Here is a 23,032-nt window from a genome sequence, read left to right as displayed (position 1 = left end):
ATAAATAATTTTTCCAAGTTTAATTTGCTGCTGCTGCATACAGATTGTCAAATAACTCATTGTGTTTTTCTGCATCATGAAAATTTTTCATCTGAGTTAGCGCACCTGTACTGAGATATTCATAATGTTCTTGTTTATCAGACTTATCAAGAAACTGTAATATTTTTTTTAGTGCTTCTTCTGCTAAATAGTCGTAGGTACTATTCACAATTTCCCAATATTCATCAGTTTTAGTTTTTTCTCCATGCATCCAATTACCCCAATGGCGTATTTCATTAACTGGTAATTCTAAGTGATAGCCATTTTCACCATGATGGACAAATTCTGGTAAAGCACAAATATTAGTAGTAATCGCAGGGGTAGCAACGGAAAACCCTTCGATTATGCTATATCCATAGGTGTCATGTAATGTAGCTAAAATTTGAAAATGACTTTGTGATAACAGATGTAAAACTTGCTCGTTAGCAATATTTTTAAATAAACTGACATTACTTAAATCTAATAATTTTAAGTCATCTGCATATTTAGAAATATCGGGATAATCGGTAGGTACTCCTGCACCATGTTTTAAACCAGAAATTATATGTATATTAATAGGTAACCCTAAAATTTCTGCTTTTTTTGCTAGCCTTAAAGCAACAATTCCACCTTTACGTGCAAAATGATTTCCTACAAATACAAGTTGAATTTTGTCATTTGGCTTGTATGTTTTAGGGCGATCGACTCTGACAGAAAAGTTTGGAGGAATGACAACTACTTTATCTTTAATTTGATTAAAACTAGACCAATCTTGGATTCTGTTAAAGAATCTCATCTTGGCATAGTCTGATATAGCTATGAGCTTTTGGCAGTTTTGTAGAGTTAAACGTTCATTCAAGAATTTATAGATTATTGCTTCAGCTTTATTTTTAGGATTTCTATATAAAAATCTATGGTCTTCAAAAGTTATAAACCAGGGTTTGTTTGTATACTGTATGCTATTAAAAGCATGAACTAATTGATAATTTTCATGAAAATATTGCCAGTAATTAAAACTACCCAAAGGATACCAAAATCTTTCTAAAGGATACCTTCCTGAAGGAAATGGTTTGGGTCTAATTAATCTATGTCTAGATTTTCGGGGAAGATTAGGAATGCTAAGATGCTTTTCTCCTGCTATCAGTAATTTGATCATCTTGATATTTTCAATAATTAATTTCTACAGGAATAAATATTTTTAGGGGAATAAGCAGTTCATAATATAAGATTTTATTTATGAACTTTTTCAATTTATATAAACTAAAAAAGCTAGGCTCAAGTTAATCTTGAAACTAGCTTAATCTACAAATAAATATCTGCCCTCCGGGAGTTTACGGTACTATTCTATTGTTGAGCGATATACACAATAATTGCTCAGATGAATGAGCGCTTTTTTTTAGCTGTTGGCTGTGCTGCTAAATCTTCTTTATCTTGTTGCTCTAAGAGAGGCAATTTCAAGAGAACTCCGGCAAAAAACCAGTAATAAGCAGCAACTGGATCGACATCCAAAGGATAATAATAGGTGTTATAGCTAATAAATAATATAAACACCCATAAAGCTGCTCCATAACTGCGGAAATTACGGTTTTTTAACGACCGATAAGCCTTAAAACTAGTTTTTGTGAGAGTAGTAACCAAAAGCAAGAATCCGATTAATCCACAAATTCCTACTTCATAAATTAATTTGGGATAGTAGGTTTCTATAAGTTCAGTTTCACCCATCGAACGAGCAGAATTAGTGGCTCTTCCTAAACCATTTCCTAAAGGACTTTTGACATTTTTCAAGTTATCTTCAAATTGCTGAATGATAAAATCTTGGGGCGGTGAAGCTTCCCAGCGACTAGTAAAACTTGCAGTTCTTTCTTGCACTACAGCCGGGTTGGTTACCATTGCAATTCCTAAAATTACAGCCAATCCGATACCGATGGGGATAAAACGTTTGAGGTTGGCAATTTGACCAGTCAAAAATAGCAAAATTATAAAGCAGGTTGGTACTAAGGCTAAGGCAATTCTCTGTCCAGAAATTACAGCATTAATAAAAACTGATGCTAAGGAACCTAAACTGATAAAACGCCAAATTATTGAAGGATCGGTGAAGCCAGTAGCAAAGGTAAAAAAGGTGCTGGAAATTAAAAACCATGCCCATTGCCAAGGGGCGACAAAAGTTCCTGGAAGCCGAATCACTCCTTCTTCGGGACTATATAATAGTGAACCGCCAAAATAACATCTAGCTTCTAATGTGGCTCTAAATAAGGCATCACCGACATAACCTCTAGTACCTTGACATACACCAGTTAGTAATAATAAGTATTGAACAAATCCGAGGGCACAACAAATTAGTGTGAGGATGACTTGTAGCCGTGATAAAAATAAAAAATCTTTTTGATTACGAATTAAATAATAAGCACAGGTAATCAGGGGAAGATAGCCTAAAAATACTTTGAGTCCTAAAATACCCATACCTAAAGGTATTTCCTTAGGTGATTTTTCTAATAATCCTACAGGCGGCGGGTTGAACTGTTGTCCACCATTGATGAATAAGAGTGTTAGTAAACAAAAGCCCAATAAAATTAACAATGGAGTTTTAATAGTTTGGGGAATAATGAAAGGTAATCCCTGTTTTTTACAAGTCTGCCAAAGTCCAATTAAGGCGGGAATATAAAAAGCGTCTTTGGCTAATTGGAGTATAGGACTATTACCGATATAGTAAGTAATAGTACCGCCAAAAGGAATGTAGATAATGAAAGCAAATAGGGCTTGGCGGGGATATTTGTAAGATAAAGCCAGGATGATAATTCCTAAAACACCAGGAACTGCGAGTTTAATTCCACCTGCAACAAACAGCAGTATACCCACGAAAAGACCGCCACCGACGGCGGCGGTTAGTAAACTGATAAATTCTTTTCTGGCTAAGTTAGCTTTGCGCTTTTGGGCTAGCTGTTCTTTGAGGCTAAGGGTAGGTTTTTCAGACTGCGATGCTTGCGGCGAGCTACGCCTACGCTTTTTTGATTTTGAGGATTTTGAAGATTTTTTCTTGGGTTTCGCCATGTGTTTCAGTTCTGCGTGCTGAGCCTGAATTATGTATAACTCAGCACTACAGCACTGTTTATCCTAAGTGTTGCTGGACTTGAGAAACTAGTTCGTTTGTCCAGTGGTGAGCCAATTCTGCATTGGCCGCTTCCACCATAACCCTGATAACTGGTTCTGTGCCAGAAACACGCACTAAAATTCTCCCAGCATCACCCATTGCTGTTTGGGCTTGGGCGATCGCTTTTTGTAGAGGTTCGCAATCTTTCCAAGCCATGCGGCGATCGCGATCTATTACGCGCACGTTCTTTAACAGTTGGGGGTAAGTCTGAAAGCTTTGATCTACCATGTCATGGAGTTCTACACCAGCTTCTTTAATCAAAGCTGCTATATGCAAGGCTGTTAACAAACCATCTCCGGTCATTCCATAATGCAAACACAGAATATGACCAGACTGTTCGCCGCCTAGCATTCCGCCAGTACGTAACATTTCGGCTTGCACATATTGATCGCCGACAGCAGTGCGAATTAATTTTCCGCCTAGCTTTTCCCAAGCCCTTTCAAAACCTAAGTTAGCCATAACGGTGGAAACGATCAAATTATCTGGTAGCTGTTGCTGTTGCTTGAGGTGGCGTCCCCAGAGGTAGAGAATGTAATCGCCGTTAACTTGTCTCCCTGTACTATCTACAGCTAACACGCGATCGGCATCGCCATCAAAGGCAAAACCAACGTTGGCTTGATGTTCTTGTACCGCAGCTTGCAGCATGTCTAAATGGGTAGAACCACAATCAACATTAATGCGATCGCCATTTGCTTCATTATGCAAGCAAATCACCTCTGCCCCCATTTCCCTAAAGACTGCTGGGGCTAACCCTACTGCTGCGCCCCATGCTAAATCTAAAATAATCTTCATTCCCTGAAGATTAACTGCTCCTTTTAAAGGTTGTTTTAAGGCATCACTATAATCTGCAATTAATTCTGTGCGTGAATAGTGCCTTCCACAATGATTTACAATCCCAACAGTTTTATTACCCCGTAATCCAGCTTCAATTTCTGCTTGCAATGCTAGTGGTAATTTTCCACCATCTGCACCAAAGATTTTAATACCATTGTCTTCTGGTGGGTTATGACTAGCAGAAATCATCACGCCACCGATAGCATCTGTAATGCTTGTGAGATAAGCAACGCAGGGTGTAGGACATAAACCTAAATACCAGACCTCAATTCCGGCTGCTGTTAACCCAGCACTCAAGGCCATTGCTAACATATCGCTGGAGTTTCTTGAATCCTGTCCGAGAATTACCGGGCCTAAGCGCTCGGCGTGAGTTCGCAGAACAATCCCCGCCCAATAACCTATTTGCAATGCTAAAGGCGCATTAAGTAAGTCTCCTACTCGTCCGCGAATCCCATCTGTACCGAACAAGGGATTTTTTGGTAGTGATATTAAATTAGGGGCAAAATTATTGGCGATATTGTCTGCTACAACAGAAACTCCATTCAGTCCGCCTTGAATCCGAGTTATTGATGAAACCATATGTTAAAACACTCCACACAATCACACAGGAGAATAGCACTTTATACTTTGTTCAACAATTCTGACTTATTACCGCTTGATTTGCATAAGTAACTAGATATAGATATAGCACTGGTATCACCTTTATCAGTGTTAATGCTTAATTATGACAGCAATTGCTTGATAGTAATTTTGGCAAAATTGGCCTTTATCCGTTTTAGGATGATTATAAGTAGTACAGCATCACTGCATATTTACTGATACCTGTTTTGGCGATCGCGATTCTTGGCTTTTTATCCCATTAAAATTAACACGCTTACTTAAATATATTTGTGATTTTTAGAGCATATCTCATAATATAAGAATACTGTTTACTAGGGAAAATACTTATTAACTTTTCTGGTTAATCGTGAAGATTCCTTAATATCTTGGAGAGCCGGAAATTGATAAATAATCTCTGCAACCTTTAGTGGAATTTTTCCCTATTTTCCCTAATGAATGATGCATCAAAAACCCAATAGCAGACCAATCAACTGTAGTCAAGATCACATCTGCTGATTTTCAGCAATATCAGCAGTTATTGGGGCAAATCAGAAAATTAGCCACTGCCAACTGTGAATCATCCTCCCAGACTAGAGATTCTGACAATTTGCTGTGTAACAAACTGCAAATCCTCCCAGCTTAAAAATTTTTAATATAAATTCTCATCAAATCGTTCTAATGTAACGTTTTAATGGCCTAATTTAGCCGTTAGTAAATCGAAACTCTGGTAATTGACCTTTTAAAGTTGAGAAATTTAGCATGAGTAGCAATTTAGCAAGCAAATTGCGTGTAGGCACTAAAAAAGCCCATACGATGGCAGAAAATGTTGGTTTTGTCAAGTGCTTTTTAAAAGGAGTGGTGGAGAAAAGCTCATACCGCAAGCTAGTTGGTAATTTCTATTTCATCTACTCAGCTATGGAAGAGGAAATGGAAAAGCACCAGAACCATCCGATTGTGAGCAAAATAAATTTTACCGAACTCAACCGCAAGCAGACCTTAGAGGAAGACCTGAGCTACTACTACGGTTTTAACTGGCGGGAACAAGTACAGCTATCTCCAGCCGGGGAAGCTTACGTACAACGCATCCGGGAAATCTCTGCCACAGAACCAGAATTATTAATTGCCCATTCCTACACCCGTTACCTAGGCGATTTATCTGGTGGTCAAATCCTCAAAGGTATTGCCCAAACAGCAATGAATCTTACTGATGGTGGTACTGCCTTTTATGAATTTGCAGACATTTCTGATGAGAAGGCATTCAAAGCTAAGTATCGTCAAGCTTTAGATGAATTACCCATCGATGAAGCTACAGCCGATCGCATTGTGGATGAAGCCAATGCTGCTTTTGGCATGAACATGAAGATGTTCCAAGAATTAGAAGGTAATTTAGTCAAAGCCATTGGTATCATGCTGTACAACAGCTTAACCAGACGCCGTAGCCGTGGCAGCACCGAACTAGCTACTGCTGAATAATCATTTTTTGTAAAATCAATTTTTGTCAATTATCGGGGCAATTTCCCTGGGGTCACCTGAGTAAATGAGGCGATCGCAAGGAAGTTGCCCCAAATTTTATTTGGGCATTGGGCATTGGGCATTGGGCATTAGTCCTCCTTGTCTCCCTTCTCTTGTCCTCTTTCATACATCTGTGTCCGGATTTCCAATCAACGGGGCAATGGGGGAAAATGCACTTAGAGGCCAAGTAAGGCTTTTGGGCAAAATTCGCGTTAAACAATGGCTACAAAAATTCCTGTCACAGTAATCACAGGCTTCTTAGGTAGTGGTAAAACCAGCCTAATTCGCCACCTGCTACAAAACAACCAAGGACGCCGGATTGCGGTTTTAGTTAATGAATTTGGCGAACTTGGGATTGATGGCGAATTGCTAAAATCCTGTCAAATTTGTCCCGAAGATAGTCAAGATGGCAGTAATATTTTTGAGTTAACTAATGGCTGCTTGTGCTGCACCGTACAAGAAGAGTTTTATCCGACAATGCAAGAATTACTCAAGCGGCGCGATCGCATTGATGCGATTATTATTGAAACTTCTGGGTTAGCTTTACCCAAACCCTTAATTAAGGCTTTCCGCTGGCAAGAAATTCGCACTGGTGCAACAGTGGATGCGGTAATTACCGTTGTTGATTGTGCGGCGGTAGCAGCGGGGACATTTGCCAGCAATCCAGAGGCAGTAGCAGCCCAACGGCAAGCTGATGATAGTCTAGAACATGAAACACCATTACAAGAACTGTTTGAAGACCAATTAGCTTGTGCAGATTTGGTAGTTTTAAATAAAACTGACTTGGTGGATGCGGAAACTAAAGCCCAAGTTGAGGAGTTAGTTAAACAAGAGTTACCCAGGGTGGTGAAGATTGTGGAGAGCGATCGCGGTCAACTCGATCCATCTATTTTATTAGGTTTCCAAGCGGCTGTGGAAGATAATTTAGATAGTCGTCCTAGTCATCACGACACAGAAGAAGACCATGACCATGATGACGAAATTACCTCAACTCATGTTATTTTAGACCGCGCCTTTGACCCGGAAAAACTCCAACAACAGCTGCAACAAATAGTCAATCAACAAGAGATTTATCGGATTAAAGGTTTTGTAGCGGTACCCAATAAACCCATGCGTTTAGTTATGCAAGGTGTGGGTAATCGCTTTGATAAATTTTACGATCGCCCTTGGCAACCAGAAGAAGCTAAGCAAACCCGTTTAGTTTTCATCGGTCGCGATTTAAAATCTGCGGAGATAGAATCTCAACTTGTCGCTTTATAGGCGATTCAGTAAGTGAATTATGATTTTGGTCGGATACCCGACTTATTCAATAAATTCGGGTATCTAGCAACTCAAATATGAGGCATTTATTTGTCTGTTATATTTTTCTATGACGCTCTTTAGAGAAGATAATAAATTATGAACGTCACGCAATTATTTAATGTTGCCAATTTTTTTGTTTTACCTTTTTGGGCTTTGATGATTCTTCTTCCTAATTGGAAAGTCACGCGGCGAGTGATGGAATCATATATCCCTTTTATACCTTTAGCTGGAGCCTATTTGTATTTGTTCATCACCAGCATTACACCAGAAAATGCTCAAGCTTTATCTAATCCTCAATTAGCTGATATTGCCAGATTTTTTGCTGATGAAACAGCTGCTGCAACTGGTTGGATTCATTTTTTGGTGATGGATTTATTCGTTGGGCGTTGGATATACTGGCAAGGGCAAACTACTGGTATTTGGACGATTCACTCTCTCGCACTGTGCTTATTTGCCGGGCCTTTGGGTGTTTTATCTCACATTTTGACTTACTGGATAACTAAAGCAGTTTCATCTAGTGAAAAGGCAGATGCAATAGTAGCAGACAAGGCTATTTGATCCAGTAATAGTTAAAGATTGGGTAATAGGTAAGCCATAAACCTATTACCCATCAATTCAATGATGTTTAACTACTAATTAACTAATAGCTAATTAGCTTTTCTGTAGTTAGCATCTACCCAGCAGCGAGGTAGACTTTCTCCTGAAGGAAAAACCAACTCGTCTTTTTTAAAGATATCTGTTTCTTGTTCTTCTTGACCTTCTTGGTCTTTTCCGTGAACAGTATCTCTATTTGGATCTATCAATTCTTCAAAACTATCTATTTTGACTAAATCATTGCTATCTTTGATTTGTAAAAACATATAATTGACCTCGCTAAATTTGCCTGAAATTTAACCCCAACTAATGTTGATAGTTGAAGTGTATTACTGATGGTAATTAATTCGGTAATTGCACTGGGAAAATTAATTGTGCAGTCAGGACTCAAGTCTTCTCTACGAGACGCCTACGGCGAATGAGAGGCTGCGCAAACACTACAAAGCTAAATTAATTTCTGCCTTTCTGCTTAATTGCTCTATTGCAAATTTAATTATCAAGCCTAGTTAATTCTCCCTGTAATGAGAGAATAGTGAGATTAAGCCTTACCAGATTGTTCTACTAGTTTTCTTAACCGCATATATGCTTGTTCTGGTGTTAAAGGTTCTGATTCTTGTTCGTTAGGAATGTAATATTGCCTGCTATCAGGGAAATAACGCACTACAAAACTAGGAATCAGACCTAACTCCAAAGCTTTTTTACCTAGATTCTCGGCTGTTTGGGCTAGGCTATATTCATCGTGAAACTTATATTGATTCATGTCCTTCACCTCCGTAAAGAGGATGCTGCAAGAGCCAATAGGGACAATTAAAGTAGAGATGTTACAACTCGCGTTGGAATTTTTCGAGAATATCTACTAAACTTACCTGGCATTGCAGGGGTAGTAAATCGATCAAGGGAATTTCTTTCCTCCCACCACCAATTTTAACAGGAATTGCAGCTAATACGGCGGTAACTCGGTCTTCATTCACTGAATTGGAAGTAATTAAGGGATACAGCTGTTCAGCGACAACGGTATGCAGTTTGGCATTAGATAAATAAAGATGCCACTTAGCAATGTCTATGTAAACATTCTCCCCTATTTCGGCTGCTAGGGCTTCTAGCATTTCTGTGGTGTTAGTCTTAGCCATAAAAATCACCCCATATCAACGAAAAGCGCTAACTCTCAGGCTCTTTATTATTATCGCTCAATTAGCTAGGCTAACTCTACAGTCACAGGTTACATCGCCCTAGCATCTGTTGCCTATCTTTAGGTAGATTTGGGTGGGGTGTCGGAATAATTGGCGATCGCGCTGATATAAATAAAATGTATTAACACAATAACCAGCCAACTTACTGTTACCCAAGGCAGCCATTCCCAGTTAGCTGCTTTCAGATTGTGGAAAAACCACAACCCAGAATTGATTGTAGCGGCGATCGCTACATGGACAGCAAAATTCATTCTGTCGTCTATTTTGCGGTAGGCTGGGTCTTGGCGATCGGGTTTGGTAGGCCAACGAGGAGGCATAAATTTTTGTTACATAATTCAACATACCCTAATTATTCTAAGATTCTTAGGCATTAATTAACTACAACACCATCAAAGCCAGCCAATTTACGTCAATTTTTCGCTCACAGAGGGTGACAACTGTGCTGATTAAGGGGAATTTCTATGACAAACTCAGTTCCCTGTCCTAATGCAGAATCACAGTACAGCTTACCACTATGATTGCCTACGACAATTTGATAACTAATAGATAAGCCTAAACCTGTGCCTTTGCCAACTGGTTTGGTAGTAAAAAAGGGATCAAATAACTTCTCTTGGACTGTTTTATTCATCCCCGAACCGTTATCGCTAATATGAATAGAGATGGCTTTATCTGCCAAGACTTTGGTAAGAATACAAATTTTGGGGTTGGTTTTTAGTGTTAATTGGTGGTAAGTTGACGTTTCTAAAGCATCGATCGCATTGGCCAAAATATTCATAAATACCTGATTCAATTGCTCTGGGTAACACTCCACCAGGGGTAACTTACTGTAATCTTTGATGACTTCAATACCTACAAAACCTGGTTTGGGGTTGAGGCGGCTTTGGAGAATTAATAGGGTACTTTCAATACCCTCATGTATATCTACTGCTTTCAACTTAGCTTCATCCAGACGCGAGAAGTTGCGTAGAGATTGCACAATTCCCTGGATACGTTCTGTACCTACTTTCATCGAACTGAGCAACTTGGGTAAATCTTCCTTGAGAAATTCCAAGTCGATGTCTTCCACTGTTTTCTGGATGATTGTTGGAGAATGGGGACATTGTTGTTGGTAAAGATCAATTAATTGCAATAAATCTTGAGTATAGTTATCGAAATGAGTCAGATTCCCGTGAATAAAGCTGACGGGATTGTTAATTTCGTGAGCAACACCTGCAACTAGCTGTCCCAAACTCGACATTTTTTCCGCTTGGATAATGCGCATTTGTGCTTGCTGCAATTCTTGCATGGCTTTCTCTAAATCTTCAGCTTGCTGGCGTAGTTGTGCTTCTGACTCCAATAAAGCAGCTTCAACTTGTTGGCGCTGGGCTATTTCTTGTTCTAGTTGCTGATAAGCCTCAACTCTTGTAGCCGCTGCTTGAATTGTCTGCGCCAAGAATTGAATTTCGTTGTTCGGCAATCCACTGGGCATGACAAAATAGTCAATGCTGGAACTGTCAGTTACAGCTTTATTTAAGCGTTGCAGTGGTTGTAAAACTAATCGCTGAATCATCATTGTCATCAATACTAGAATTGCTGACATGCCAATGACCAGGGTAATGGTAGAGGTAGAGAAAGTTTGCCAAGCTTGCTGTTGTAATTCTTTGACATCGAGAATCGCGATCGCTAATCCCCGTCGATTTCCTTGACCAAATAGCGTACTGCTAAAGGGCGAAATTTCTACTAATGTTGGCTTACCGTCTATATTGGTGCGGAAACTCTTTTCCAAACCTGTTTCCGCAGCCTGTTGTACAACTTGAGTTAATTCTGGATAAATGGCAGCATAGGGCGGATTTTTTGATTGCGAGCCACTCCGAGCTAGGGTTTGTCCATCGGGACTAACGATGGCGACTTCTACTACCGATGGCATTGTGGCATAGTTTTGTACTATTCGCTTAATAATACTTGTATTTCCCAGTTCGATAAGTCCTTCCGTGGAAAATGCAACCCCTTGGGTAATGGTTTGGGCGCGTTGTTCTTGCTTATATCTCAGTTGTGATTTAATCAACAGGTTGTTCAATCCCAATGTGGTTAAGCCAACTGTTGTCAGAGAAATACCAAAACCTATCAGTAGTTGTTGGGATAAGTTATTTGTGGCTGACTGGCTCATGACTTCCATCCCGCTATTGCTTCATTGACCAGTGCGGTATTAATCTCTACATCTTGGCGAATCACTCGACCGTGACGCGGATCGGCTTGTAGCAGCTGCAAAATTTCTGCTTTTGCCGAATTAAGACGACCATCTGCGGCGAACATCCGCTGATTTAAAGTCATATCGCCTTTTTTTAATCCTGCATAATCAGTAGCAAAAGATTCGCTATTTTGTGCCAGTTGTTCTCCCACCGTGTTAAACACCTTTGTCGCTTGGGTTTCCACAGCCTGCATTACGTCAAACCATGCCAAAAGAAATTGTTTGAGTGCTGCTTTTTTCGCCTTCACCGTACTGTCACTGGACATCAAAATATCAATTACCAGACTATCTACTTGCTTGGTGGTATGAAGGATATTGCCCTTAATGTTCTTCGCCGTTTCCCCTAACATTGGTTCCCACAGCACCGCAGCATCAATCGCACCTGTTTTAATTTTTTCGGCAGCTACCTCATTGGAGTAATCAAGAATTTTCACATCGGCAGGTTTGATTTGATGAGCTTTCAAAGCTTCCAGTAAAATCAGATGATTGACTGTACCTAACTTTGCACCTACTTGTTTACCACGTAAATCTGCTACAGATTTAATTGCTGGTTGGGCAACAATTCCATCTGCTCCCGCAGAAATATTAGTTGTCAATAACACCACAGGTCGATCGTTACCCGGATCGACTTGCATCGCATCCCAAAAAGACACAAACGCCGCATCTAAACCGCCACGAATTACCGCTCGACTAGAATCTTGCTGGTTATCAAATTGCACCAATTCTACTTCTAGTCCCCGTTGCTTGAAGATTCCTGAAGGTTGGGCATAGCGTACAATATCAAATCCTACCCAGCTGGTAATTCCCACTCGCAGTGGTTGGAGTGATTGGTTTTGCTCAAAACTACAAGCATTAGTAATCAAAGTGAGAAAAAGAGCGATCGCAAACAAAGAGAAAAAGGTAAACTTAATACCTAATCTCAACTTTTGTTGGCACCAAATAGTCAATGTGCCAATAATTTGCGTAATTTTCATAAAATACTAATCTTCGTCTGGGAAATGTGTACTTACAACCAATGATTCCCAAAAGTTCAGTTAGTATAACTTAATACATTTTTGTTAATATTCTTTTTGTAAGAGAGAAAAGAAATGACGTAACCCTCAACACCTAAACACTCTTACCTAATACCAATTCAAAATTAAGAAAGATATTTGACAATCCCCCGCCTGACTAAGATGTCGCTTCGCTTACTTAGTCATAAGAGTGGAGGATTGTTCCTTCATCCTGACAATAAAAGCCTTTCTAGTCAGTCAACAGTCAACAGTCAACAGTCAACAGCTATACTTTTGGCTAAACAGTAATTTTTTCCCATACTTTTAACATGTAATAATCCTAACTCTGGGAAAAATTACTATCATGACAATTTTTGTAAGCAGATTCTATGATGGTTAATAATTCTGTGATGTCATAGGGTTTATTAACAAAATAAACAATACCCAAAGCGGAGGCTAATTCTTCTATATGTCCATAAGCTGTAGCTAAAACAACTGCTAAATTAATACCTTGGGATTGAAGTTGCTGATAAACTTCGGCTCCAGTTAATTCTGGCATCCGGTTATCTAAAATTAATAAATCAGGACGATCTTTAACTACTGTTGCTAAAGCTTCTTTGCCATCTCTTGCTTCTTTTACTTCCCAGCCTTCATCTTCAAGTAAAAACGCTAGCATTTCTCGACTATCATCGTCATCGTCTGCAATCAGCACCTTGCGCTTCACTAAAGTGTGCTTGTACATAAATTTTTATTAGCTATAGGTAAAGAAAAAGTGTACTGGGCTAGTTTTGATTGGTCAAGATTTAATCCGGAATTTCCTCTAAAACTGACTTGGACAAACTCAGCATCTAGCATAGACACTAATACTTCTACTCTGCCACCTCTACCTGCAATCTCAAAAACTTGCAAAAAATAACGAAAAAGCTGGCGCAATAGGCTTCTAGAGTCAGCCATAACTTTAATTGGCTCTTCTTGCCAAGATGTGACAACTTCTAGTTTGCGAATTGAGATTTCAGTTGATAGTAAATCTACTAAATCGCGAATGCTATCCGTGAGACACACAGGTTGAATTGAGCCTAGCTCTAATGATGCCAAATTTCGCCAAACTTCTGCCCGACGGCGAAAGATTTGAATTGAATTGTCAGCTTGTCGCAGGATTTGCATAGCGTAATCTAAGCGATTTTTCGCTACCATCCGCGAGCCTACTTCCATTTTTAAGCGTGCTGCTTGATGAGCTTGGATAATATCTTGACGCAGTTCTTCTATGGGTTGGTAGTCTTCAGGATGGGCTGCGAGAATGCGGCGAACATCTTGTTCAAGTTTGGCGATGACAAATTCTGCTTCAATACCATTGCTAGCACATTTTAATATCTCTTTGAGACGTTGTCCTGCATCTGCACGGCGTAGGGAAATACTAAATACACCAATAATTTCTTGTTTGTCGTTGCGCAGAGGAATTCCTTGACAGGTAAAAGCATGAAACCCTTCGATAAAATGCTCGGCGGCGACTATTTCTACATAATCTGCGGCTGCTAAGGGCGTACCAATTCCATTGGCTCCCGCCACGCTTTCCGAAAGTAGGGAACCTGGGCCGGGGAAAGGTTCCGGCCCGTGTACAGTTTGCTCGTCACCTACCACATCTAAGACAACGGCGTTGCGATCGCTTAACATGACTGCATGACGTTCTGATCCTGCGGCTTGGGATAATATCCTTCCATAGGTACGAGCCGCATTAATCAGAGAACTGTGTTGCTCTAGTAACCTTTCTGTATCTAAACTTGAGAGTTTTTCCGCTTGCAGGGCATAAGGGTTAGATCCTTGGAGGTGCGATCGCTCCCATGCATGATAAATTGGCGATCGCAAGAGATTTACAGCAATTGCACCAGTCGATTTGTATACCCGTCCCGCTTCAAAAGCATCACTAGTTAGAGAGGACATGGCTTTTATCTCAATTTCCTATTATTAACTTTGTCTAATAAATATTTTCTTATTTTAAATTCTCTTCTTTCCATTTTAGTCAAAGATTATAACCTTTTACTAGATGGTTTAACTTTAATTTAATATTTTTACACGCCAAATATAACTAAAATCTTCTACATTTTTATACAGCTTTAATTCATATCGTTTAATCTAATAATTATCAATTTATACTAATTTTTAACATTCATGTGAGATTTAAGCAGGATATAGCCTACTTTTTAGAAATATGTTTATATAGTGGCACTGTACTGCAATTAAAAAGCTAGCCAATAAATCCGCTAAATCAACCAATTGGCTGAGTTTAAATATTAATGATGTAAAAATGATTCTTCATTTTGGTAGAGGGAGTTACGAAATTCAATTGTGAATATGGAATTGCACTTTATCGGTAGATAAGAATGGCTAAGGCGAACCCAATTTTTGTGCAAAAATACTTGAAAGGTATGGACTATCCTGCTAGCACCGAAGAATTAATTCAACATGCACAAGAGCAAGGCGCTGATGAAGATGTGCTATCCATCTTAGAGGAATTACCCGAAGATGAAGAATTTGAAAGCCCCACCGATCTCAGCGAAGCTTTAGGCGAGCTGGAGTAGGTTACGCTTCTGATGGGAAATAATCTCCAGATTTCCCGCCAGTTTTGCTAATTAAGCGAATCGATTCTATTTGCATCGATTTTTCTAAAGCTTTTGCCATATCGTACAAAGTTAAAGCCGCAACGGAAACTGCCGTTAAGGCTTCCATTTCTACCCCGGTTTCGGCTTTGGTTTTCACGGTGGCTTGAATTTGATAACCGGGAAGTTGTTCATCGGCCATTATCTGAACTTCAACTTTCTGCAAGGGTAGCGGGTGACACATAGGAATTAAATTCGCTGTCTGTTTCGCTGCCATAATCCCGGCGATTCTCGCAGTACCTAAAACATCGCCTTTGGGCGTATTTCCAGCTTGGATGGCGGCTAAAGTTGTCGGTAACATCCGCACTTGCGCAGCGGCTACAGCTTGGCGAAGGGTAGGTGTTTTTTGTGACACATCCACCATTTGTGCTTGTCCTTGGGAATCGAGATGGGAGAGATTGGCAAAATTAGCTGAAAAATTGTCTTGCATAATTTTGAGAGAAAGTGCTAATATAAGTTCCTGTGCGAGGGCGTGTAGCTCAGTGGACTAGAGCACGTGGCTACGGACCACGGTGTCGGGGGTTCGAATCCCTCCTCGCCCGTTCAATAAATTAAAGAGGCGCAATTATTGATTGCGCCTCTTTCTATATATCAGGATTTATTCAGATAATAGTGATCTTTGCCTCTGCCTGAAGCAAAGCGCAGGGAATCGGAAAGGTTTTTGTTGGATTGGGTGAGGAAAACCAACAGGGCGAGAAAGCTTAAAGCGGTGCAGTAAGCAAACATCTGGCGATAACCGACTTGTTCCGCCACATAACCCAAAACAGGAGCAGCGATCGCAATTCCTAAATCCAAGCCGGCAATACATATGGCAAAAATCCGTCCCCGTTCTTGTGGTAAGGAACGATCTGTCATCAGTGTCACCACCATTGAGATTAAGGTTCCCCCACCAGCACCTTCGGCTATGGCTGCGAAGATGAAAGTAATTTGGCTGTTACCTTGCCAAAGTAGCAAGGTTGCCAATGTGTAGCCTATTATACCAAAAGTGATAAATAAACCGCGACCAAAGCGATCGCTTCCCCGTCCAGAAAAAATCCTCACAATAAAGCTAGAGAGGGCGGCGATGGTGAAAAATAACCCAGCGTTAAAATTAACGCCAGTCTCTTGAATAAATAGAGCGATAAAGGTGTGAACAGTACCTAGAGACAACCCAACTAATAACATCACCAATGAAGGAATTCTCACCCTGGGACTGATGACAATTTGCCAAAAATTACTTTGTTGACTATTTGCTGATGGATGTTGCTCAATTGGGGGATTAATGATGAAGCCAATACCCAATAGCGCAATAAAAGCTAATTCAGCTGCTAAGAGAAATAAAGGCGCATCCCCAGCTGCTGCTTGTAAATAACCGCCCAAAGCGGGGCCAATTGCTAAACCGATGGGAGTCGCCAAAGTCATATAACTGACAATTTCACCACGTTTGGCTGGTGGTGCTAAATCTGCCACTAAGGCGCTGTAACCTGTAGTAAAAGCCGCCACAGCCACACCATGTACAGCGCGAACGAAACCCAGCATGGGAATTGATTGAAAGAATAAATAGCCAAAAGGTGCGATCGCCGCTACAATCACGCCAATAAATAAAGGAATTTTCCGACCACCGCCATCGGCTAATTTTCCTAACATGGGGCGAAATAGTAATAAGCCAATCGCAAAACTACCCATGACAAGGCCGATTTGTTGCTTACTTGCACCTACATTCGCAATATACAGAGGTAAGGTAGGTAACAAGGAAGCTATGCTAGACCAGAATAATAAACCTGCTAAAAACAAAATCAGCAGGCTTTGGCGCACATAAATATCAAAATCTAGGAAGGCTTTCAAGGTAGATGCAGTTAAATACTAAGTGTGTTTCCCTTTTATTGTTACGTTACTTAATATTTTTTGCTACCACTTCTCGCACTCGATAAATCGGTCTACCTTGAGATTCATGATAAGTACGCATTAATAGTTCTGCTAACAGACCAAAACAAAATAATTGCACCCCTGTTACTAATAACAGCACCGCTAAAATTAGTAATGGGCGATTACCAATCATTTGCCCCCAAGCTAATTTGAGAAATGTTAAGTAAATCCCAATAATTGTCCCTAAAATCATTGAAATTAAGCCTAACAAACCAAAAACATGCATAGGTTTAGTTAGGAACTTCTTCATAAAAGAAATTGTTAATAAATCCATCATCACCCGGAAAGTCCGCGATAAGCCATATTTGCTTTGACCAAAACGCCGGGGATGGTGGCGTACAGGGATTTCGGTAATTCTCGCCCCTTCAATGTAAGCTAAAGCGGGTAAAAAGCGATGTAGTTCGCCATAAAGGTTCATATCGGCTAAGACTTCAGCACGATAAGCCTTGAGAGAACAACCATAATCATGTAATTTGACTCCCGTGATCGTACCAATTAGCCAATTGGCAATTTTGGAAGGAAGTAAGCGAGATAAAGCTGCATCTTGGCGTTTATGTCGCCAACCGCTGACCAAATCGTAATCTTCTTCTAGCTTGGCTAATAATATGGGTATATCCGCCGGATCGTTTTGCAAATCCGCATCTAAAGTCACAATAATCTTACCCAAAGCATAATTAAATCCCGCAGCCATCGCCGCAGTTTGACCGTAGTTGCGCCGCAAAATTACTGCTTTTAAATCATGGCGAATTTGGGCTTGTTCCTTGAGCCATTGCGCAGAACCATCGGTAGAACCATCATCGACACAGATGATTTCATAAGTCAACTGATTGGCATTCAAACAAGAAGCGATCGCTTCTAATAATAATGGCAAACTTTCGACTTCATCGCGGACAGGCACCACCACGGAAACATCAGGGACAATTCCCAAAATCGCCCCATTTTCCTCACCTGTCCTTGCAGAAACCAACCCACTACTCATATTTATTTGCGCCCCTGTGGTTCATAACTCTTCACAACTCTGCCAGCACCGCGCAGCTGCTGATAATATGACCGACTAACCTCATCTCCTGTTTCCGTTAGTCGATCAATTCCAATTCCATTGCGTCCCTTATCTTTTCCTGAACTATGAATGTAGCAACCATCCCCCAAATAAAGTCCCACATGGGTTGCTTTTGCGGGAGTCCCAAAGAATATTAAATCCCCCGGTTCTAATTCAGCCATCGCAATTGCTTGGGTAAAAGCTTCCTGTTGATAAGCATCTCGCGGTAACCAGATACCCACAGAAACAAAAGCCGCTTGCATTAATCCCGAACAATCGTAATTCGGCCCCACCGTACCACCCCAAAGGTAATAATTTGATTGTTGCATTGCTTGGTGAGTAAAAGCGATCGCACCCGGTAAGAGTTTTTTAATATCCGCTTCCGACAATCTGCTTGCCCGATAAGGTAAAGTAGCTTTTTGTAATAAACCAACATCACTCAGAGATACCCACCCTGGGTAATCATCTTCACACAAATACACTTCCACAGATGCATCCTGAAAATTATCACTTACCCACAGATGTCGCCCAGCCGCAGCTTGAGTTGCTAGGCGACTACATTCAGGTGAATCATATAAATTGAGGTCAGCCAGACAATTGTACTCAGCCGATGTGAGATTTTGGATTGAAGATTCTAAATTAGATACCATTCTGCAGGGTTATTAGCTAACAATGATTTTTTTCCGCAAAGACGAACAACTTGAAAATCTTGGGTCAAGTATATTAGAAGCGACTTGGGCTGAATTTCCCACATTAGCCCGAAATCAAATTGCTCTGACTTGGATTGTCTACGATCCACCTGTACTAGTAAATACTGGTGGAGCATTAACACCCGATGCCTTTTGGAACCATATAGTACGTGGTTTTACTTACCGGGGAGTCGAGCGAATTTACCCAGCAAGCGTGGTGAAATTATTTTATTTAGTAGCCGTTCACGAATGGTTAGAAAAAGGTATGGTGCAACCTTCCAAAGAATTGGAAAGAGCCATGCGGGATATGATTGTGGATTCAAGTAACGATGCTACCAGCTTAGTAGTTGATGTGTTAACTGGTACTACATCTGGCCCAGAATTACCGACCGGCCCCTTTGAAACTTGGAAATCCCAGCGCAATTTTGTCAACCGCTATTATCAGTCTTTAGGCTGGGAAGAAATGCAGACAATTAACGTCTGTCAAAAAACCTGGGGTGATGGCCCTTATGGAAGAGAACGGGCATTTTATGGAGAAATGCTGGAAAATCGCAATATGCTGACCACAAATGCGATCGCGCGGTTGTTACATAGTATAGTCGGGGGCGTTGCCGTTTCCAGCACGCGATCGCAAGCGATGATGGGCTTACTTCAACGCAGTCTCAAAAGCGAAGATTTAGCCACAGATCTAGAAGAAGACCAAGTAACAGGCTTTATTGGCGGTGGACTTCCCCAAGACGGGCAAATTTGGTCAAAAGCCGGATGGACAAATCAGGTACGCCATGACGCAGCATACATTGAAATCCGCGATCGCCATCCCTACCTTTTAGTATTGTTCACAGAAGGTAAAGCCAACGCCAAAAACCGGGAGATTTTACCTTTTGTCTCCAGGCTAATTAGTGAAGCCGTCAGCAGTTTATCAATAGAGAATAGAGGCTAGGACTAAAGTCAACAGTCAACAGTCAACAGACTGATATTCACAGCTTTTGCGTCATTTGGAATAGTAAGTTGATTGACACCGTGGTATAAAAGGGAAAAAAAAGGCGATCGCCAACAAGTAACCAATGACTAAAACAAATGACCATTAACCATTGAGCAATGACCACCTCAGTAATTCCGTCAAATACAGGATGTAATAGTTAAACTTTTCGTGTTAAATGGTTACATGTTGTCAAGATTCCTTGAATCAACATAAAAAAACAGACATTTTATGTGTGGCAATATTGTGTAAGGAGTGAATGTGAATCATATTTTTGTTCGTAAAACGAGTTTTTGGCTATCCAATTTAACTGCGATCGCCATTTTAGGTACTACTGGCCTACCTACTGTAGCCCAAACAGCAGATACTATAGATAATCTAGGTAATCCACAGCTAAGTCAAACTTCCACAACTGAGTTTCCCAACCCAGTAATTGCAACAGAAGCGACAAACCAACAACTACCTAATGAACCTACAACTTTCTTAGTTAAAGAAAAGTTACCTAACATTGCAACAATCAAAACTGCTAGCCGGATATTTACTCCCGTTCCCGGTACAGTAGAAACTACAGCAGCTGCATTTGCACCCCAAAGCCCAGAATCCACACCCAAAGAATCTACTTCTCAACCAGCTAATACAACAGTAGCGCAAGCAGATATCGATCCCGGTAGACCTACTCGTGGTGGTAGAAGCTACATTGGCCTTGCTGGTAACATCGGTTTAAGTGGTAGCGACTCAGCCTTAGGTGACGGTAACTTTGCAGTTATCAGCAAAATTGGTCTAACAAATGCTATCTCATTCAGACCAGCTGCCATATTAGGAGATAACACCACAATTGTACTTCCTCTCACCTATGATTTTACCTTTCAGCAAGTAGCCGACCCATTTAGCGAACCCTTACCCATTGCGCCATACGTCGGAGTTGGTGCAGCCATTAAAACCGGCGATAATTCTGAAGCAGCCTTTTTATTATCCGGTGGGATTGATGTACCCCTAACTTCCCAATTTACCGGTACTGTTGCTGTCAACGCTGGCTTTTTTGAAAATACCGATATCGGTTTGATGGTAGGAGTTGGTTATAACTTCAGCGGTTTCTAAATCTCAGAAAATAGGGGTTAGGGACTAGGAAATAGAGATTAGGGAAAGATTTTCATGGTATATTGTGGTTTTTTCCCTGATTATCTCCCCAAAAACTCAATAAATCAAGAAAACGCACCACTATTGGTGCGTTTCCTAATTTTGATCAATAAAGACTTAACTACTAGTCCCTAGCCCCTAGCTCCTAGCCCCTATTTCGGGCTAACCTTGTCAATCACCTTAATTTGTCCATCATCGCCAACAGTCCAGACATCGTAGACACCAACCACATCACCATTAGCGTCAACATCTACGTTACCACTGGCTCCTTGGTAGTTAATATCTTTGCCTTCTTTCAGTAATTTTAACCCCTCACAGACATCAGTAACTTCTGTTCCAGGCGCAGCAGAAACTTCTCGGATTTTTCCAGCTATACCCACACCTGTATTTTCCTTAGCAGCTTGCGCAGCTAAAGCTAAAAGTGCAGCTGCGTCCCAAGCTTGAGGTGCATATTCTCCAGGAGTACCACCTTTTTTTTCTTTCCACAGCTTGTTAAAACTTTCTAAGGCTTTGCCATCAGAACCGGGTACTGTACCGATCGCGCCAGCTAAAATATATTTACCGTCACTACCTTTACCTACTTGCTCAGGGAAAGTAGGTGCTTTTACTCCATCTGTGAGGAGAATTTGCACGCCTTTAGTCAAGCCTTGCTGATAAGCAGCTTTGAGGAACAGACTACCAGTCTCCGCATAAAGTACCGCCAATACAGCATCTGGTTTCCCCGCAAAAGCCGCACCAGCTTCGGTATCAAATGTCTGGGCTTTCGGGTCATAGCGAACTGGCTTATCTTTATTAACTATCGTTCCACCCAATTTTTCAAAAGTTTCGACAAATGCTTTTTCAAAACCAACACCGTAGTCATTGTTAATCACTACAGTGGAAACACGCTTAAATCCTTTTTTCTTAGCAAGTTGAGCTAAAGCTAGTGCTTGGTAGGTATCTGGGGGAGCAGTCCGCGCCCAAAAGCCTTGAAAGTCACCTTTTTTAGCTTTTTCAGTAAATACAGGGCTGGTACTACCAGGAGAAACCAGCATCACTTTATTCGGTGTAGCTACGGAGATAGCCGCAGTAGAAACGCTACTAGCAAAAGAACCCACCACACCAGCCACCTTATCTAAAGTCGCCAGTTTAGTCATACCCGCAGCACCAGCTTTCGGATCAGTTTGATCGTCTACTGGAACTAAGGTGACAGGTTCACCATTAACTCCTCCACAAGCATTAACTGTTTCCACTAATAAGGGAACTGAACCCACCATTTGCTGACCGATAGAAGCTAGGTCACCAGTTGTTGGTAACAGGGAACCTATTTTCAATCCCTTAGCGCTACTTGGTGCGGTAGTTGAGTTACCTGCTGGGCTGGCGGAAGTTCCCGTGCTACCTGTGTTATTAGGGTTTGTCGCCGTCTCACTACAAGCCCCTAAAAATACGCCTGTTGCTAGGGTAGCCACACTCAGGGCTAAAGCAGTACGAATTCTGTGCATAAATACTTTCACTCCTCTATTCTTTAGGAGTCTGAAAGTAAGATTCTAACTATAATTTTCGGTTAGGCGATCTTAACAGACTCCAAAGCATAAATAATATCATCCTCCTGAAGATATAGACGTATTGATGCCCACATTAATACTTATACCTAAAGATATATTTTTATTGAGGTTAAAAGATGCTCATCACCCATTGATGAACATTTTGTTGAAGTTAAGTTTTTTAACGCTACCTATCATCAGCACTGTTGCTGAGTATTTTCTAGTTTTTAGATAACAGAGGATTACTCTGTTGTATTATCATTTTTAACAAAAATAAAGCTTACCTAGAAGAATCTTGAGCGATCGGGATTCAAGATTGATGAAGCAATTGATGAAGCGCTATGGTTGACCGTCGTTATGTAGGCACTGAAATCAGAAATACTCTGGCTAATATATTAGTATCAATTGATGCTGCCATTAATGATGCTAATAAACGGTTAAATACTGGAAGAAAAAGTAAATTAATTATTGAACTTAAAAATCAAAAAGTTTATTTGAAAGGGACTCTCCCAATAGTACTGATAGATGGTAATACAAGAGATACGAAAAGATATTGGTTATCTTATGGAAACGCTGACTTAAAAACTGTGGTTCTTCAGTAGCTATTATGCCAAATTATTAGTTATAGCACTCATATAAACACAAAAAAAGCATCTTTATTTTGCCAAAAGCCTTATATGTATTGACAT

Annotated in this window: 23 protein-coding genes and 1 tRNA gene; 8 read left to right on the top strand and 16 right to left on the bottom strand. The window is 40.6% G+C overall.

From position 1 onward, the window contains the following. Window positions 1-19: 19 nt before the first annotated feature. The 3 genes from H6G41_RS27355 to glmM all read right to left on the bottom strand — a co-directional run bounded on the left by H6G41_RS27355 (window position 20) and on the right by glmM (window position 4,579). Entirely contained in the window at window positions 20-1,042 is a 1,023-nt protein-coding gene (locus H6G41_RS27355) for a glycosyltransferase family 4 protein (RefSeq protein WP_242038070.1), read from the bottom strand. Between the two features lie 350 nt (window positions 1,043-1,392). Next, window positions 1,393-3,066, bottom strand: a complete 1,674-nt coding sequence (gene hpsL / locus H6G41_RS27350) for a hormogonium polysaccharide biosynthesis protein HpsL (RefSeq protein WP_190750523.1) — start codon at window positions 3,064-3,066, stop codon at window positions 1,393-1,395. Between the two features lie 58 nt (window positions 3,067-3,124). Then, window positions 3,125-4,579 (bottom strand): phosphoglucosamine mutase, encoded by a 1,455-nt coding sequence (gene glmM / locus H6G41_RS27345; protein WP_190750521.1) that lies wholly within the window; start codon window positions 4,577-4,579, stop codon window positions 3,125-3,127. 780 nt (window positions 4,580-5,359) lie between these two features. Between glmM and H6G41_RS27340 the strand changes: the two genes are divergently transcribed. The 3 genes from H6G41_RS27340 (at window position 5,360) to H6G41_RS27330 (ending at window position 7,972) form a co-directional block, all read left to right on the top strand. Beyond that, window positions 5,360-6,073: a heme oxygenase (biliverdin-producing) gene (locus tag H6G41_RS27340; protein WP_190750519.1), complete on the top strand. Its 714-nt coding sequence runs from the start codon at window positions 5,360-5,362 to the stop codon at window positions 6,071-6,073. 258 nt (window positions 6,074-6,331) lie between these two features. Further along, complete coding sequence (gene cobW, locus H6G41_RS27335; protein ID WP_190750517.1) at window positions 6,332-7,372, top strand: cobalamin biosynthesis protein CobW; 1,041 nt, start codon at window positions 6,332-6,334, stop codon at window positions 7,370-7,372. A gap of 138 nt (window positions 7,373-7,510) precedes the next feature. Further along, a complete protein-coding gene (locus H6G41_RS27330; RefSeq protein ID WP_190750515.1) occupies window positions 7,511-7,972 on the top strand; it encodes an ABA4-like family protein in 462 nt (153 codons plus the stop codon). An 89-nt stretch (window positions 7,973-8,061) separates the two neighbouring features. Here H6G41_RS27330 and H6G41_RS27325 read toward each other — a convergent pair whose 3' ends face one another. From H6G41_RS27325 to H6G41_RS27290, 8 genes are all read right to left on the bottom strand, one after another. After that, window positions 8,062-8,274 (bottom strand): acetyltransferase, encoded by a 213-nt coding sequence (locus H6G41_RS27325; protein ID WP_190750513.1) that lies wholly within the window; start codon window positions 8,272-8,274, stop codon window positions 8,062-8,064. A gap of 272 nt (window positions 8,275-8,546) precedes the next feature. After that, window positions 8,547-8,768 carry a hypothetical protein gene (locus tag H6G41_RS27320; RefSeq protein WP_190750511.1) on the bottom strand — a complete coding sequence of 74 codons (222 nt, stop codon included), beginning with the start codon at window positions 8,766-8,768 and terminating at the stop codon, window positions 8,547-8,549. Window positions 8,769-8,829: 61 nt separating this feature from the next. Then, complete coding sequence (locus H6G41_RS27315; protein ID WP_190750509.1) at window positions 8,830-9,138, bottom strand: DUF3181 family protein; 309 nt, start codon at window positions 9,136-9,138, stop codon at window positions 8,830-8,832. Window positions 9,139-9,257: 119 nt separating this feature from the next. Continuing rightward, complete coding sequence (locus H6G41_RS27310; protein WP_190750501.1) at window positions 9,258-9,515, bottom strand: 2TM domain-containing protein; 258 nt, start codon at window positions 9,513-9,515, stop codon at window positions 9,258-9,260. Between the two features lie 104 nt (window positions 9,516-9,619). After that, window positions 9,620-11,344 (bottom strand): ATP-binding protein, encoded by a 1,725-nt coding sequence (locus H6G41_RS27305; RefSeq protein ID WP_190750499.1) that lies wholly within the window; start codon window positions 11,342-11,344, stop codon window positions 9,620-9,622. Next, the gene (locus H6G41_RS27300; RefSeq protein ID WP_190750498.1) at window positions 11,341-12,399 is read right to left on the bottom strand and encodes an ABC transporter substrate-binding protein; all 1,059 of its coding nucleotides are present in this window, start codon (window positions 12,397-12,399) and stop codon (window positions 11,341-11,343) included. The genes H6G41_RS27305 and H6G41_RS27300 overlap by 4 nt, the downstream gene beginning before the upstream one ends. A 358-nt stretch (window positions 12,400-12,757) precedes the next feature. After that, window positions 12,758-13,159 (bottom strand): response regulator, encoded by a 402-nt coding sequence (locus H6G41_RS27295; RefSeq protein ID WP_190750496.1) that lies wholly within the window; start codon window positions 13,157-13,159, stop codon window positions 12,758-12,760. Beyond that, complete coding sequence (locus H6G41_RS27290) at window positions 13,141-14,355, bottom strand: GAF domain-containing protein (protein ID WP_190750495.1); 1,215 nt, start codon at window positions 14,353-14,355, stop codon at window positions 13,141-13,143. The genes H6G41_RS27295 and H6G41_RS27290 overlap by 19 nt, the downstream gene beginning before the upstream one ends. Before the next feature lie 440 nt (window positions 14,356-14,795). On the opposite strand from H6G41_RS27290, the gene H6G41_RS27285 reads away from it, so the two are divergent. Beyond that, on the top strand, window positions 14,796-14,993 hold the full coding sequence (locus tag H6G41_RS27285) for a DUF2795 domain-containing protein (RefSeq protein WP_190750493.1): 198 nt from the start codon (window positions 14,796-14,798) through the stop codon (window positions 14,991-14,993). A gap of 1 nt (window position 14,994) precedes the next feature. On the opposite strand, the gene moaC is transcribed toward H6G41_RS27285, so the two are convergent. Further along, window positions 14,995-15,501, bottom strand: a complete 507-nt coding sequence (gene moaC / locus H6G41_RS27280) for a cyclic pyranopterin monophosphate synthase MoaC (RefSeq protein WP_190750491.1) — start codon at window positions 15,499-15,501, stop codon at window positions 14,995-14,997. Window positions 15,502-15,539: 38 nt separating this feature from the next. Between moaC and H6G41_RS27275 the strand changes: the two genes are divergently transcribed. Next, window positions 15,540-15,613: transfer RNA gene (locus tag H6G41_RS27275), tRNA-Arg, on the top strand. Window positions 15,614-15,662: 49 nt separating this feature from the next. Here H6G41_RS27275 and H6G41_RS27270 read toward each other — a convergent pair. Genes H6G41_RS27270 through H6G41_RS27260 form a run of 3 tightly spaced genes read right to left on the bottom strand, consistent with a single transcriptional unit; the run spans window position 15,663 to window position 18,665 of the window. Then, complete coding sequence (locus H6G41_RS27270) at window positions 15,663-16,895, bottom strand: MFS transporter (RefSeq protein ID WP_190750489.1); 1,233 nt, start codon at window positions 16,893-16,895, stop codon at window positions 15,663-15,665. Window positions 16,896-16,941: 46 nt separating this feature from the next. Beyond that, complete coding sequence (locus H6G41_RS27265) at window positions 16,942-17,955, bottom strand: glycosyltransferase family 2 protein (RefSeq protein WP_190750487.1); 1,014 nt, start codon at window positions 17,953-17,955, stop codon at window positions 16,942-16,944. Window positions 17,956-17,957: 2 nt separating this feature from the next. Beyond that, window positions 17,958-18,665 carry a C40 family peptidase gene (locus H6G41_RS27260; RefSeq protein ID WP_190750485.1) on the bottom strand — a complete coding sequence of 236 codons (708 nt, stop codon included), beginning with the start codon at window positions 18,663-18,665 and terminating at the stop codon, window positions 17,958-17,960. Between the two features lie 22 nt (window positions 18,666-18,687). Between H6G41_RS27260 and H6G41_RS27255 the strand changes: the two genes are divergently transcribed. Then, entirely contained in the window at window positions 18,688-19,644 is a 957-nt protein-coding gene (locus H6G41_RS27255) for a serine hydrolase (protein ID WP_190750483.1), read from the top strand. Window positions 19,645-19,944: 300 nt separating this feature from the next. Beyond that, window positions 19,945-20,781, top strand: a complete 837-nt coding sequence (locus tag H6G41_RS27250) for a hypothetical protein (RefSeq protein WP_190750480.1) — start codon at window positions 19,945-19,947, stop codon at window positions 20,779-20,781. A 191-nt stretch (window positions 20,782-20,972) separates the two neighbouring features. Here H6G41_RS27250 and H6G41_RS27245 read toward each other — a convergent pair whose 3' ends face one another. After that, window positions 20,973-22,301 carry an ABC transporter substrate-binding protein gene (locus H6G41_RS27245; protein WP_190750478.1) on the bottom strand — a complete coding sequence of 443 codons (1,329 nt, stop codon included), beginning with the start codon at window positions 22,299-22,301 and terminating at the stop codon, window positions 20,973-20,975. Window positions 22,302-22,684: 383 nt separating this feature from the next. Between H6G41_RS27245 and H6G41_RS27240 the strand changes: the two genes are divergently transcribed. After that, entirely contained in the window at window positions 22,685-22,945 is a 261-nt protein-coding gene (locus H6G41_RS27240) for a hypothetical protein (RefSeq protein ID WP_190750476.1), read from the top strand. The last annotated feature ends 87 nt before the right edge of the window (window positions 22,946-23,032 follow it).

The sequence above is a fragment of the Tolypothrix sp. FACHB-123 genome (genome assembly GCF_014697075.1).
Classification (GTDB): Bacteria; Cyanobacteriota; Cyanobacteriia; order Cyanobacteriales; family Nostocaceae; genus Aulosira.
Note: the sequence above shows the minus strand (reverse complement) of the source record. Positions and strands in the feature narration are given on the sequence as shown.

Bases quoted from the DNA above. Each gene is read 5' to 3' on its own strand.
- H6G41_RS27325 (WP_190750513.1), bottom strand. From the start codon at position 8,274: ATGTTTTTACAAATCAAAGATAGCAATGATTTAGTCAAAATAGATAGT.
- H6G41_RS27330 (WP_190750515.1), top strand. From the start codon at position 7,511: ATGAACGTCACGCAATTATTTAATGTTGCCAATTTTTTTGTTTTACCT.
- H6G41_RS27265 (WP_190750487.1), bottom strand. From the start codon at position 17,955: ATGAGTAGTGGGTTGGTTTCTGCAAGGACAGGTGAGGAAAATGGGGCG.
- H6G41_RS27245 (WP_190750478.1), bottom strand. From the start codon at position 22,301: ATGCACAGAATTCGTACTGCTTTAGCCCTGAGTGTGGCTACCCTAGCA.
- H6G41_RS27255 (WP_190750483.1), top strand. From the start codon at position 18,688: ATGATTTTTTTCCGCAAAGACGAACAACTTGAAAATCTTGGGTCAAGT.
- cobW (WP_190750517.1), top strand. From the start codon at position 6,332: ATGGCTACAAAAATTCCTGTCACAGTAATCACAGGCTTCTTAGGTAGT.
- H6G41_RS27285 (WP_190750493.1), top strand. From the start codon at position 14,796: ATGGCTAAGGCGAACCCAATTTTTGTGCAAAAATACTTGAAAGGTATG.
- H6G41_RS27315 (WP_190750509.1), bottom strand. From the start codon at position 9,138: ATGGCTAAGACTAACACCACAGAAATGCTAGAAGCCCTAGCAGCCGAA.
- H6G41_RS27300 (WP_190750498.1), bottom strand. From the start codon at position 12,399: ATGAAAATTACGCAAATTATTGGCACATTGACTATTTGGTGCCAACAA.
- glmM (WP_190750521.1), bottom strand. From the start codon at position 4,579: ATGGTTTCATCAATAACTCGGATTCAAGGCGGACTGAATGGAGTTTCT.
- H6G41_RS27240 (WP_190750476.1), top strand. From the start codon at position 22,685: ATGGTTGACCGTCGTTATGTAGGCACTGAAATCAGAAATACTCTGGCT.
- moaC (WP_190750491.1), bottom strand. From the start codon at position 15,501: ATGCAAGACAATTTTTCAGCTAATTTTGCCAATCTCTCCCATCTCGAT.
- hpsL (WP_190750523.1), bottom strand. From the start codon at position 3,066: ATGGCGAAACCCAAGAAAAAATCTTCAAAATCCTCAAAATCAAAAAAG.
- H6G41_RS27340 (WP_190750519.1), top strand. From the start codon at position 5,360: ATGAGTAGCAATTTAGCAAGCAAATTGCGTGTAGGCACTAAAAAAGCC.
- H6G41_RS27290 (WP_190750495.1), bottom strand. From the start codon at position 14,355: ATGTCCTCTCTAACTAGTGATGCTTTTGAAGCGGGACGGGTATACAAA.
- H6G41_RS27295 (WP_190750496.1), bottom strand. From the start codon at position 13,159: ATGTACAAGCACACTTTAGTGAAGCGCAAGGTGCTGATTGCAGACGAT.
- H6G41_RS27320 (WP_190750511.1), bottom strand. From the start codon at position 8,768: ATGAATCAATATAAGTTTCACGATGAATATAGCCTAGCCCAAACAGCC.
- H6G41_RS27310 (WP_190750501.1), bottom strand. From the start codon at position 9,515: ATGCCTCCTCGTTGGCCTACCAAACCCGATCGCCAAGACCCAGCCTAC.
- H6G41_RS27260 (WP_190750485.1), bottom strand. From the start codon at position 18,665: ATGGTATCTAATTTAGAATCTTCAATCCAAAATCTCACATCGGCTGAG.
- H6G41_RS27305 (WP_190750499.1), bottom strand. From the start codon at position 11,344: ATGAGCCAGTCAGCCACAAATAACTTATCCCAACAACTACTGATAGGT.